At 71.5% G+C, this 12,494-nt stretch carries 7 protein-coding genes; 3 read left to right on the top strand and 4 right to left on the bottom strand.

Annotated elements, in window-relative coordinates; all coding sequences use genetic code 11:
* Window positions 1-291: 291 nt before the first annotated feature.
* From FHS13_RS02830 to hisS, 3 genes are all read right to left on the bottom strand, one after another.
* Window positions 292-2,790, bottom strand: a complete 2,499-nt coding sequence (locus tag FHS13_RS02830; protein WP_184287939.1) for a LuxR C-terminal-related transcriptional regulator — start codon at window positions 2,788-2,790, stop codon at window positions 292-294.
* A gap of 163 nt (window positions 2,791-2,953) precedes the next feature.
* Window positions 2,954-5,401, bottom strand: coding sequence for an ATP-binding protein (locus tag FHS13_RS02825; protein WP_184287008.1), 2,448 nt, complete (start codon window positions 5,399-5,401; stop codon window positions 2,954-2,956).
* Window positions 5,402-5,572: 171 nt separating this feature from the next.
* Window positions 5,573-6,907 (bottom strand): histidine--tRNA ligase, encoded by a 1,335-nt coding sequence (hisS, locus tag FHS13_RS02820; protein ID WP_184287005.1) that lies wholly within the window; start codon window positions 6,905-6,907, stop codon window positions 5,573-5,575.
* A 677-nt stretch (window positions 6,908-7,584) separates the two neighbouring features.
* Here hisS and FHS13_RS02815 point away from each other — a divergent pair.
* The 3 genes from FHS13_RS02815 (at window position 7,585) to FHS13_RS02805 (ending at window position 11,082) form a co-directional block, all read left to right on the top strand.
* The gene (locus FHS13_RS02815) at window positions 7,585-8,205 is read left to right on the top strand and encodes an ATP/GTP-binding protein (RefSeq protein WP_184287002.1); all 621 of its coding nucleotides are present in this window, start codon (window positions 7,585-7,587) and stop codon (window positions 8,203-8,205) included.
* Window positions 8,206-8,313: 108 nt separating this feature from the next.
* Window positions 8,314-10,608 carry an accessory Sec system translocase SecA2 gene (secA2, locus tag FHS13_RS02810; RefSeq protein WP_184286999.1) on the top strand — a complete coding sequence of 765 codons (2,295 nt, stop codon included), beginning with the start codon at window positions 8,314-8,316 and terminating at the stop codon, window positions 10,606-10,608.
* Window positions 10,609-10,812: 204 nt separating this feature from the next.
* Complete coding sequence (locus FHS13_RS02805) at window positions 10,813-11,082, top strand: DUF6406 domain-containing protein (RefSeq protein ID WP_184286996.1); 270 nt, start codon at window positions 10,813-10,815, stop codon at window positions 11,080-11,082.
* A gap of 803 nt (window positions 11,083-11,885) precedes the next feature.
* On the opposite strand, the gene FHS13_RS02800 is transcribed toward FHS13_RS02805, so the two are convergent.
* Entirely contained in the window at window positions 11,886-12,224 is a 339-nt protein-coding gene (locus FHS13_RS02800; RefSeq protein ID WP_184286994.1) for a hypothetical protein, read from the bottom strand.
* Between the last annotated feature and the right edge of the window lie 270 nt (window positions 12,225-12,494).

Below are 12,494 nucleotides of genomic sequence, written 5' to 3'. Positions count from 1 at the left end.
GCCTCCCCGGAACACACCCCGCACCGGTGTGGTTCTTCCACCTGCCCCGGGTGCTCTCCCCGGGGCTGACGCGCCATCGGCTGCCGCGGTGCTCGGACCGGGCCCGACGGGCGTTCCGGGACCGCGGAGCCGTGCCGGAAAGGTGGCGCGACCTCGCTGTCCCATGCCTCCAACATTAGCGCCTTCACGGTCGAATGCACATGCATATTGCCATGCATATGCATATGTAGATTTGCCGTGCACGTGAGAGGGAGCGCCTGCCGCGCCTCGGGAACCCGGGCGCCGAGCGTACTAGGACGTGCGGTGACGCTCCACCCAGGCCGCGATCTGCGTCCGCGAGTTGAAGCCCATCTTGCGGTTGATGTTGGCGATGTGCCGGGCGGCGGTGGAGGGGGTGATGAACAGCGCCCGGGCGATCTCCGGGTTGCTCTTGCCTCCACTCACCAGCCGGGCGACCTCCAGCTCCCGCCGGGTCAGCCCGTCCTGCGGCGACGTCGTCTCGGGCGAGAGCGCGGGTCCCGCCGCCGGCCGGGGACGGCGGCCGCTTCCGCCCTGGGCGCGCCGGGCCGGTCGGCGGCGGCACTCCTCGGCCGCCTTCTCCGCCTCCCGCACCGCTTCGGCCAGGCCCAGGGCCCGGCCCTCCTTCCACCAGCGCGCCATGTTCCGCCTGCGCCGGGTCCCCGAACCCGAGAACGGCCACGGAGCGGCCGGGACGGGAAGGCCCAGCTGCTCGCGCACCCTGGCCGCCGCGCCCGCCAGACGGCAGGCCGACGCGGCGGCACCGGAGTCGAACACCAGCCGGGCGATCGAGACCAGGGCCCGCGCGGCCTCCGCACGCTGCCCCGACTCGTGGCTCATCAGCATTCCCTCGCTCAGGTGGTCGAGGGCCTGCGCGGTCCGTCCCTGCGCGTGGGCCACGCGGCCGATCCCCGCCAGGCAGCACGCCTCGTCGGAGGCGACCGCGATCAGCCGCTGGGTGTCCAGCGCCTCCCGGTAGCAGCGGTCCGCCGTCACCAGGTCGCCACCGGTCTCCGCGGCCCGGGCCTGGCCGAGGAGCGTGACGCCCACGCCCCATCGGTGGTCGATCCCGCGGAGCAGGGAGAGCGCCGCGTCGTAGTGGTGGTCGGCCGTCGTGTGGTCGCCCTGCTGGGCGGCCAGGGCGCCCCGGGTGCCCAGGGCGATGGCCTCGCCCCACACGTCCCCGGACTCCCGGGACAGCCGCAGGGCCTCCTCCACCCGGACCGCCGCCTGGTCGGGGACGCGCTCGCGCACCTCGACCAGGGCCAGGAGGTTCAGGGCGGCGCGGACCGACTTCTCGTCGTCGCTCTCACGGCACAGCCGCAGCCCTTCCTCCCCTGCTTCCAGCGCGGTGCCGTGGTCGCGCAGCATCCGGGCCAGCTGTGCCCGCCCCACCAGCGCGCGCGCCCAGGAGGGGGAGCGCTCCGCGTCCTCCAGACCCATCAGGAGGTCCATGAGGTAGGCGCCCTCGGAACAGCTGTGGCAGCTCACCCAGTAGCCGACCAGACTGGTGCACAGGCGCAGTCCGGGCTCGGCGCGGCCGTGCTCGTGGGTCCACCGCAGCAGCGAGCGCAGGGTGTCGTACTCGGTCGTGACACGCTGACGCCCCGCGTCGCGCTCGGACCAGGGCATCGCCCGCCCCGATTCCAGTTTCCGGCCCAGGTCCTCCACCAGGTCCAGCATCCGGTCCAGCAGGCGCTGCCGGAACGTCTCCACCTCGCCCGCGTCGGCCAGACGCTCGGCGGCGAAGCGGCGCACGGCTCCCGGGAAGCGGTAGCGCACCCGGCCCTCGAACTCACCCGCGACCGTGATCAGCGAGCGGTCGAGCAGCGACGTCAGCAGGTCGAGCACCTTCGACTCGGGAAGTGCCCCGTCGGTGCACACCTGCTCGGCCAGCTCCAGGTCCCAGTCCCAGAAGACCGACAGGCGCCGCAGCAGCACCTGCTCGGCCTCGCCGAGCAGCCCGTGGACGAAGTCCAGCACCACGGGCAGGACCTCGCTGCGGGGCAGGGCCTGCCCCGGACCGGGCCGGAACCGCGGGGAGGCCAGGTGCCCGCGCAGCCCCTCGGCGAGCTCCTCCATACCCGTCTCCGGGGCGCTCGCTCCCAGCAGTTCGATGCCGAGGGGAACCCCGCCCGCCAGGTCGCACAGCACGGCGGCGGTCTCCAGTTCCCCCTGCGGGACGGAGAAGCGCGGATCCCGGGCACGGGCCCGTTCGAGCAGGAGCCGGACCGCCTCCGAGTCCCCCGGGTCGGGCGGCGGCGCGTTGCGTGCGGCCACCGGCAGCGCCAGCGGGGTCATCCGCCACACGGTCCCGCCCGACAGGCGCAGGGGCTCCACGGAGGTGATCAGGACGGACGCGGCCGGGCAGGCGGACAGGATCGCGTTGCCCACTCCGGCCACCTCCGGGGCCGAGTACGCGCAGGAGTCCAGTACCAGCAGCAGGCGGCGGTCGCGCAGGGCCTCGATCACAGTGGCCTCGAGCGGCTGTCCCGGTTCCTCGACCACGCCCACCGCACGGGCGATGCGGACGAACACCTCCAGGGAGGTGCGGGCCTCGCTCAGGTCGGCGTACCACACCCCGTCGGGGAAGGAGACGGTGGAGTGCTCCGCCACCCGCAGGGCCAGACGGCTCTTGCCGATGCCCTCGGTGCCGCACAGGGTCACGGAGCGGCTGGACTCGAGCAGGCGGAGCAGGCTGCTCAGGTCCTGTTCGCGGCCCACGAAGCCGGTGCCCGGTCGGGGGAGGTTGTGCCGCGCGGGCGCGGTCAGAGATGCCATGGCCTTCACATGTCGGGGCAGTCGGGAGGTTCCCGGCTGGAGGGTGGAGAGGTGGCGGGGAGGTGCTGTCGTCGGAGTGGGACGCGGTGCTTGGACTTTCTGTCTTAGCGTCTGCACGCGCACTGTGCAAGTGCTTCCGGCTCGCTCCGCGGTCTCATGGTGAGTCTCGGAGCGAAGCCCAGCCGGTCAGCTGGCTTCGCGAGGAAATCGAGAGTTTTCTGAATATGTTCGCGATATGGCGGGCTGCGGTGGCCGGGCTGATGGTGAGCCGCTCGGCGATCTCCCGATTGGACAGGCCCTGTTCCGCGAGTTCGGCGATCTCCCGCTCCCGCGGGGTCAGCGACGCCGGCTCCGCGGTCCGGGGCGCCCGGGGAAAGGCCAGGGCCCGGTCGCGCACCTGTTCCAGGGGCAGTGAGCGCCACGCGTTCCACGCCTCGGCCGCCACGGCCGTCCCCACCCGCTGCTCGGCCATCGAACGCAGCCGGACGTTCTCCGCCGACGGGCGGTCCAGCACCGTGCGCAGTCCTGCGGCCACGCCGACCAGGGCGGCGGCCCGCTCGGGCTCGTCCTCGGCCAGGGCCAGCTCGCCCAGCGCCTCCAGCGCATGGGCGACCTCCAGGCGCCGTCCCGAGGCGAATCCCATCCGCAGGCACGTGGCCAAGGCCTCCCGGGCCTCCAGGAGGCTGCCCTCCGCCATGTGGAGGCGGCCCAGTTCCCGGGAGCAGCGCGCGGTGGCCGGGGCCGACTCCAGTTCCTCGAACACCGCGAGGGCCTCGGTGAACAGGGCTCGGGCCCGGTCGAGCTCCTGCTGTTCTGCGGCGATGGACCCGAGCAGGTGCAAGGACCTGGCCATGCCCCACCGGTCGTCCAGGCTCCTGCTCCTCGCGATGACCTGCTCCAGGTACTCCACGGCGCGGTCCGGGTCCCCCCGGCGGCGTGCCAGCTGGGCGAGGACGCCCAGTACCGCGGCCCCGGTGACCGGGTCGCCCGAGGGCCCCGTCCGCTCCAGGGCGCGCTCGGCGTGCCCGACCCCCTCCTCGAGGGCGCCCGTGCGCAGCGACAGGGCGGCCAGGACGGTCAGGGCGGCGGCCGCGGCCTCGGCGTCGCGGCAGGCCCGCGCGGCCTCCAGCGCGTATCCGGCCAGCGTGGACACGTGCGGCACGGCGTCCAGGTCCAGCCGCAGCTCGGCGCGCAGGGCCAGCGCGCGTGCCCGCAGGTGGGGGGTCTGGCCGTCGGGGTCGGTGGCCAGGACCTGCTCCAGTATGCGGCTGCCCTCGGCCGCCAGGCCGCGCACCGTCCAGTAGGAGCGCAGTGCCAGGCACACCCTCAGGGCCTCGTCCACCCGGCCCCGGGACAGCGCCCACGACACCACCCGGGCGTGGTTCTCCCGGTGGTGGTCCAGCAGGCGCAGGCGGCGCATCCGCTCGCGCCACCGCATGGGGCCGCGGCAGCCCTCGGCGGTCGCCTCCAGGGAGGAGACGCAGAAGTCCAGGTAGCGCTCCCAGCGCTCCTCCCGCGGGTCCTCCGCGGCCAGCTGCTCGGCGGCGTAGGCGCGTACGGTCTCGGTGAGCCGGTAGTGCGCCGTGCCCTCGATCTCGGTGTCCATCACGACGAGGGACTTGTCCAGGAGCGAGAAGTGCAGCGGCAGGATGTCGGACGGGTCGACCCCGTCCCCGGAGCAGACCTCCTCGGCCATCTCCCGGTGCCAGGTGCCGAACACCGACAGCCGGTGCAGCAGGAGCCGCTCGGGTTCGGAGAGCAGGTCGTGGCTCCACTCCAGCACCGCGCGCAGCGTTCTCTGGCGCGGCGGCAGGTCCTCGGAGCCGTCGCTGGTCAGGAGCTGGAACCGGTCGTCGAGGCGGTGCAGGATCTGCTGGACCGACAGCACCCGGACCCGGGCGGCGGCCAGTTCGATGGCGAGCGGCATCCCGTCGAGCATGCGGCAGATCTCCGCGATGTAGCCCGAGTTCTCGCGCGTCATCTCGAACCCGGCCCGGGCGGCGTGCGCGCGGGTGACGAAGAGGCGCACCGATTCGTAGCGCTGGGCGTCGCGCCGGGGGAGGGGAGCGGGCTCGGCCGCGTAGGGATCGGTGGGCGTGGGCCGTGCGGGCAGGGAGAGCGGCGGGACCCGCCAGACGTTCTCCTCCGGCAGGTGCAGCGGTTGCCGGCTGGTGGCGAGGACGCGTACCCGGGGGCAGTCGCGCAGCACGGCCCGGCACAGCTCCGCCACGGGCCCGGCGGCGTGCTCGCAGGTGTCCAGGAACAGCAGAAGGTTCTGGGTGCGCAGCGCCGTGATGACGGCCTCGACCGTGGTACGCGTGCCGTCGACCGCGTGCAGCACACCGGAGACGGTGCGCAGCACCTGGTCGAGTGTGGAGGCCTCGCTGAGGTCCACGAAGCGCACTCCGTCGGAGAAGCGGCGCAGCACGCGCTCGGCCAGGTGGAGGGCGAGCCGCGTCTTGCCGATACCGCCGGTCCCGGTCAGCGTGACCATTCTGGAGGTGTCGAGCAGGCGGCCGAGGTCGACGATGTCGCGCTCACGCCCGACGAAGCGGATGAACTCGCCGGCGGACAGGGGCAGGTTGTGGCGGGGATGAGACATGGCCTCATTCGTTAGGTACACCTGATCGGTCCGCGGAGCGGATGCCCGGCGCCGCGGAGGACAGCCGCTCCCAGTCTTGCATCCGATGACCGGGCCTGTCCCGGGAATGGCCGGTTCCGGCACGGGAGGTCGAAAACCGCCCATGCCGGTCGGTGCACTGTCGCGGAGCGGTTACCCTGCGGTGCCGTCGTCGCCGGGGGTCCAGGAGGCGGGATCGGCCGGGCCCTGACCCCCCGTGGACATGTCCTTCACCTCGTGGCCGCCGTCCTCGCCGAAAGGCGGGAACCACACGAAGGGGATGCCCTTCTTGGAGGCGTACTGGATCTGCTTGCCCACCTTGGCCGCGGAGTGGAACACCTCGGTGTTGAACCCGCGCCCGCGCAGGAGCTCACCGGTGAGCACGGCGTCGCGGCGCCGCTCGGCGCTCGGCACCACCACCATGACGTCGGTGGGGCAGGCGCGGCCCGTCTCGATGCGTCCCTCCGCGACGAGCTTGGCGAAGATCCGGGTGAGGCCGATGGAGATGCCCACCCCCGGCAGCCTCCGGCGGATGAACTGCCCGGCCAGGTCCTCGTAGCGGCCGCCCGCGCAGATGCTCCCGTACCCCGGGTCGTCGTCGAAGGAGGCCTCGTAGACCGTGCCGGTGTAGTAGTCCAGCCCGCGTGCGATCGACAGGTCGGCGACGACGCTGCCCTCGGGCAGGTCGGCCAGGTCCTCCAGGACGAAGGACAGCTCCCCCAGGCCCTCGTCGAGCAGGGCGGAGGACACCCCCAGCTCCCGCACCCGCCCGGGCACGTCCGCCCCGGTGCCCCGGATCCGGGCCAGGGCCAGGCACGCGTCGGCCTGGTCGCCGGACAGGCCCTCCCCGAGGAGGATCGCCCGCACGCCGTCGTCGCCGATCTTGTGGAGCTTGTCCACCGCGCGGATCACCGCGATCGGCTCCTTGACGCCGATGCCCTCGTAGAAGCCCTGGAGCACCTTGCGGTTGTTGACGTTGAGCGTCCACGCGGGGATGTCCAGGCCGCTCAGCACGCGGTGGACGATGCGCGGCAGCTCGGCGTCGAAGTGCAGCGGGACCGAGTCGACGTTGATGACGTCGATGTCGCACTGGGTGAACTCGCGGAATCGCCCTTCCTGCGGCCGCTCGCCCCGCCACACGCGCTGCATCTGGTAGCGCTTGAAGGGGAACGTCAGGTCGTTGAAGTGCTGGGCGACGTAGCGGGCGAAGGGTACCGTCAGGTCGAAGTGGAGCCCGAGCCTGGCGTCGGAGTCGTCCTTGGGGTCCGCCTGGAGGCGGTGCAGGGTGTAGACCTCCTGGGAGGTCTCGCCCTTGGCCGTCAGCACGTCCAGGTTCTCCACGGACGGGGTCTCGACCGACGTGAAACCGAAGGACTCGAACCCGGCGCGGATATGGTCCATCCAGCGCTGCTCCACGGCCCGGACCTCTGGGGTCCACTCGGGGAAACCGCTGATGGGGGTGGGGCGGACGACGCGCTGATCGGACATGTGGAGTACTCGGCTCCCTGCAAGACGGTCGGAACTCGGGGCGGGGGGAAGGCGTGCCCATCCTAAGGCCATCCCGGGCCGCGGACATGGCCGCCACCGGCCCACGTGGACGGATGTGGGCCGGTGGGGGCTCCGGCGGGCCGTCGGAACCGGCCGCCCCGGCGCCGAGGAGCGAGGCGCCGGCGGGCGGCCGCGTGTCGGGGCGCCGCCGATGGCTCCCGCAGGCGGTCGCGCGCTCGTGCCAGGAGTCGGTTTCGCGGCCGTGTGTACGGCGGGGGCCCTGTTCCCCACCGTAGACTCCGCAGGCGCCGCCGGACAGCGATCGGCGCGGCCGGAAGCGGCCGATCACAGTCGCTCACAATGTCGTAAAGTCGCTCCCGCGGGGTACGAATCTGTGCTTGTGTGATTACCGTGTGTCTCTGAGGGGGTCGCGGCGCCACGGTGGAACACCGCGCCCGCGGGCCCCTGCCGCCGGGGCTCGGGGCCTGTCCGCCGCGGGTGCGCCGACACGCGCACGAGTGCTCCGAAACCCCGTACAGAACGGCTGTCCGGTGTTAGGTTCCAGGGGCGGTGTCTCTCTCGGGGGAGTTCGGACCCGGGGGCGCCCCACCCCTCACGTCCGGGCCGTACGAGCCGTGCCCTCGCGCTCGGACCCGGCATTTCCGCTAGGACTAACTGTGATCGACCCAGCAAACAGCACGAGCAACCTTCACGCGCCCAGCGAGCTGTCCACCAAGATCATCATCGCCGGGGGGTTCGGGGTCGGGAAGACCACGTTCGTCGGCGCCGTCTCGGAGATCCCCCCTGTCCGTACCGAGGCCGCCGTCACCGCCGCGAGCGCCGGCGTCGACGATCTCTCGCACACTCCCGACAAGACCAGCACCACGGTCGCCATGGACTTCGGCCGCATCTCGCTGGAGACCGACCTGACCCTGTTCCTGTTCGGGACCCCCGGGCAGCAGCGCTTCTGGTTCATGTGGGACGACCTGGTCCGCGGCGCCCTGGGCGCCGTGATCCTGGCCGACACCCGCAGACTCGAGGACACCTTCCAGGCGCTCGACTACTTCGAGCGCCAGTACCGGCTGCCCTTCGCCGTGGCCGTCAACGAGTTCGACCCCGAGGCGCGCTACAGCGCCGAAGAGCTGCGCGACGCCCTCGATCTGGCCCCCGAGGTCCCGGTCGTGTACTGCGACGCCCGGGACCGCGCGTCGGTCATCCAGGTCCTGGTCACCCTGGTCAAGCACGCCATGGCGGTGGAGGCCCGCCAGCACTCCCGGGACCGGCTCCTCCACAGGTGACGGGGTCTCCGTGCCGTTCGGTGCGGAGCCCGGACGCCCCTCCCAGGACGCTTGCGGGGGTCTTGGGGGGGTTGTGCCCGGCGTTACTCTGTGGGGGTGTTCGGACGAATGGCGGAAAGCGTCCGCCGGCTGCTGGGCAAGCCCGGCGCGGTGGATCTGCGGCCTTATACCAAGCTCCTGTCGGCGATCGAGGCCGAGGAGGATGGTCTGCGCGAACTCGGCGACGCCGAGCTGACGGACAGGGCCATCGAACTCGGCAATGCCGAACTCCCCTATTCACGCGACGACCTCGTGAGGCTGTGCGCGGTCGGACGGGAGGCGGCCCGGCGCTCCCTCGGTGAGCGACCGTTCGACGTCCAGCTCCTCGGCGTCATGGCACTGCTGGACGGGCACGTGGCCGAGATGGCCACCGGCGAGGGCAAGACGATGGCCGGTGCCCTGGCCGCCGCGGGCTTCGCCCTGCGCGGCCGGCGCGTGCACGTGATGAGCGTCAACGACTACCTGGCCCGTCGCGACGCCGAGTGGATGAGGCCCCTCTACGACATGCTCGGCGTCACCGTCGGGGCGATCAGCGAGGAGTCCACGACACAGGAGCGGCGCGACGCCTACTCCTGCGACGTCACCTACGGGCCCGTCAGCGAACTCGGCTTCGACGTCCTGCGCGACCGCATGGTCACCGACATCGCCGACCGGGTCGTGCCCGAGCCCCACGTCGCCATCATCGACGAGGCCGACTCCGTGCTCGTCGACGAGGCCCGGGTGCCCCTGGTGCTGGCCGGCGCGGCCGAGAGCGTCAGCTCCAGCGAGGAGATGGCCGACCTCGTCCGCACCCTCAAGCCGCGCCTGCACTACGAGATCGACGACGAGGGGCGCAACGTCCAGCTCACCGACGCCGGGATCGACGCGGTCGAGAAGGCTTTGGGCGGTGTCGACCTCTACTCGGAGGAGGAGTCCTCCCTCCTGCCCCAGGTCAACCTGGCCCTGCACGCCCACGTCCTGCTCCAGCGCGACGTCCACTACGTGGTGCGCGACGGCGAGGTCCGGCTCATCAACGAGTCGCGCGGGCGCATCGCCCTCCTCCAGCGCTGGCCGGACGGCCTGCAGGCCGCGGTCGAGGCCAAGGAGAAGGTGGCCGTCAGCGAGACCGGGGAGGTGCTGGACTCCATCACCGTCCAGTCCCTGGTCCTGCGCTACCCGACCCGTGCGGGTATGACCGGCACCGCGATGTCGGTGGCCGAGCAGCTGCGCGAGTTCTACGAGCTCGAGGTCGCGGTCATTCCGCCCAACAAGCCCAACATCCGCAAGGACCACGGCACCCACCTCTACGCCACGCGCGAGGAGAAGGAGGACGCCCTCGTCGCGAAGGCGGAGGAGGTGCACGCGACCGGCCGCCCCATCCTCATCGGCACGCAGGACGTGGCCGAGTCCGAGCGCCTCGCCGAGCGCCTGCGCAAGGCGGGGCTGGAGTGCGTGGTCCTCAACGCCAAGAACGACGCCGACGAGGCGGCGATCATCGCCGAGGCGGGGACCTACGGCGCTGTCACCGTCTCCACCCAGATGGCCGGGCGCGGTACCGACATCCGCCTGGGCGGCAGCGACATGAGCGACCGGGAACGCGTGGTGGAGGCCGGCGGCCTGTACGTGATGGGCTTCGGCCGCTACCCCAGCAGCCGCCTCGACGGCCAGCTGCGCGGCCGGGCCGGCCGCCAGGGCGACCCGGGCGACTCGGTCTTCTTCGTGAGCATGGACGACGACCTGGTGGTCAACAACGTCTCCGAGACCTCGGGCTACACGACCGGCGACGACGGCGAGATCACCGACGAGGCCTGGCTGGCCACGGTGGACCACGCCCAGCGGGTCTCCGAGGGGCAGCTGCTGGAGGTGCACCGCAACACCTGGCGCTACAACCAGCTGATCGACGTGCAGCGCGACGTGGTGCTGGAGCACCGGGAGCTGGTCCTGACGGGGAACGAGGGCGATCAGCACATCAGGCAGGACCGCAAGGAGCATCACGCGAACCTGGTCGAGGAGGTCGGCGAGGACAAGGTCGCGCAGGCCGCCCGCCTCGTCACCCTCTACCACCTCGACCGCGGCTGGACCGACCACAACGCCTTCCTCTCGGAGTTGCGCGAAGGCATCCACCTTCGCTTCCTCGGCCGAAGGGACCCCCTCGACGAGTTCAACCGCGAGGCGGTGCCGGTCTTCAAGGGCTTCCTCGACGACGCGCGGGCCCGGGCCGCGCAGAGCTTCGAGGAGCTGGAGGCCGTGGACGGGGAGCTGGACGTGAGCGACGTGGGAGTCAAGCGTCCGTCGATGACGTGGACGTACATGGTGCACGACCATCCGTTCAGCTCGGCGTTCGAGACGCTGGCCGGCCGGCTCAAGGGCGGTCAGAAACGCTAGATCCGCCGGTCCGGCGGAGACAATTCAAGGGTTCTCTTTTATTACGTGCGGGTCGGGACTTTGGTCCTGCCCCGCACACACTTTTGTCAGCTAACCTGGAGAAAACCCGGTCCTGGCTCCGAAGTGCCATGCGTAATTACTCCGATCGGGTTAGCATTGGCTTCGTTTTCCAAGGAATCCGAGACGGTTGGGAAAGAATCCGCTGTGGTTCATGAAATCGGCGCGCAGGAAAAGATCAGTTACGGACGCAACGACCGCTTCCTCGGCGGCCCGGTGGGCGGGGGGCAGTTCTGGGTCGACGAAAGCGGTCGGCCCGTGGCCAAGATCGGCGGCCCCAAGGAGTGGCGGCCCACGCCCATGATCGATGTCCGGGTGGACGACGTGTTCAGTGTCGGAGGCCAGGTCTGGAAGGTCACCGAAATCGTGGACGCGGATTCGCCGTCGGCGTATCTGCTGGCCACGCGCATCAGCTGATCCTCTTCCGGGGTGCGCCGAGCCCGGCGGCCCCTTCTTTACTTGTGCCGGGAATCGCGATTGAGCGCGGCCTTTCTCCGGAAGGTGCGCGGAACAGCGGTTCCCGGTTTTTCGTGCCCGCGGGCACCGGGAGGACGCCGGCCCGGGCGGGGCGCGGTGCCGTCACCGCAGATCAGGCGGCCTCGGAGGCCGCCCCGGAGGAGGTCTCGGGGGGAATCGAGACGTTCCGGTTATCGGAAGGGGGGTGTTCGCGTTACCGCCGGATCGTTAACGTCGGTCAGGCAAGGCGCGCCCCGCGTCAGGGAGAGGCCGCACTCCCGAAAGACGACCGCGGGCCGCTGCGCCCTGCCGCCCCCGAGGCCGGTCCCAGGGGCTGTCCCCCGCCCCTGGGCCTGGCCGCCCTCCGCATCGAGGCGGGGAGCGGCCGGGCCGGCGCCGTGCCTCTCCCCCCGCCGCGCACCCGCGAGCATCTCCCTGAAACAGGTTCCTGCTCCGCCATGCCTGAAAATAAGAGCTTGTCGACCTTGATCTAGAACGCGTTCCAGTACTATTCTCCCGGTGTGCCTGGCCCGGTGAGGGCATCCGGTGGTTCGGTCGCCGGACGCCAGCGGACGGCAGGCGAGAGAGAACCGTCGCCCGTTGAGGTCGGATCGCGCCCCGACCCCAGCGGGCGACGGCGTTCCCGGGGCCGGCTCTCCGCCGGTCGGGCTCCGGAGCCGGGGCCGTGTTGTTCGGATGCTCTCGCCGTATCGGCGGAGCCGATCCTCCGGCCGTGCGTCCCGGGATGATCCGAAGAACAGGGCCTAGGCGAGGAGGCGGGAGATCTCCTCGAAGGAGGGGCAGGGCCAGGTCTGGCGGCAGCCCGTGCACAGCTCCTCTCCGTGTTCCTCCTCCGGGCGGTGCAGGCGCAGCAACTGGGCGCACACGTCCGCCAGGGCGGTCACCTCGTCCCGGGCGTTCGCGTAGAAGGCGACGTCGTTGATGCGGGCCAGGGCGCTGTTGGACCGGGGCCGGGGCAGGCCCACCGTGTCCGGCTCCCAGGGGACGGCCCTGGCCGAGCGGTCCTGGATGCCCTGGACGCATCGGAGCAGCCTCGCGTGATCGGCGAGGAGCCCCCTTTCCGGCCTGGTGAACGGCGGCATCGCTGATCTCCCCCAACGGGCGCAGCTTCGTCTGATGACTTAGCGTATATGTTCGCGTGCTGATTGTCGCGACACGCGCGGGAGGAGTTCACCCTGAGTGAAAAACGGGCCGTCCCGGGCAAGGACGACCCGCTGTGGAGGGAGAGGTCAGCAGCTGCCCCCGCAGCTGCACGAGCTGCCGCTCTGGCATCCGCATCCGCAGCTCGAGCCGCAGCTGCATCCGCTCATCGCCGGGGGAGTGGTCGGGAAGTACATGGCGTTTCCTCCTCA

Origin of the sequence: Nocardiopsis algeriensis (genome assembly GCF_014203695.1) — a bacterium.
Lineage (GTDB): Bacteria > Actinomycetota > Actinomycetes > Streptosporangiales > Streptosporangiaceae > Nocardiopsis > Nocardiopsis algeriensis.
Note: the sequence above shows the minus strand (reverse complement) of the source record. Positions and strands in the feature narration are given on the sequence as shown.

Excerpts from the sequence above, each read along its gene's own strand:
- hisS (WP_184287005.1), bottom strand. The coding sequence starts at position 6,907 with ATGTCCGATCAGCGCGTCGTCCGCCCCACCCCCATCAGCGGTTTCCCC.
- secA2 (WP_184286999.1), top strand. The coding sequence starts at position 8,314 with ATGGCGGAAAGCGTCCGCCGGCTGCTGGGCAAGCCCGGCGCGGTGGAT.
- FHS13_RS02825 (WP_184287008.1), bottom strand. The coding sequence starts at position 5,401 with ATGTCTCATCCCCGCCACAACCTGCCCCTGTCCGCCGGCGAGTTCATC.
- FHS13_RS02800 (WP_184286994.1), bottom strand. The coding sequence starts at position 12,224 with ATGCCGCCGTTCACCAGGCCGGAAAGGGGGCTCCTCGCCGATCACGCG.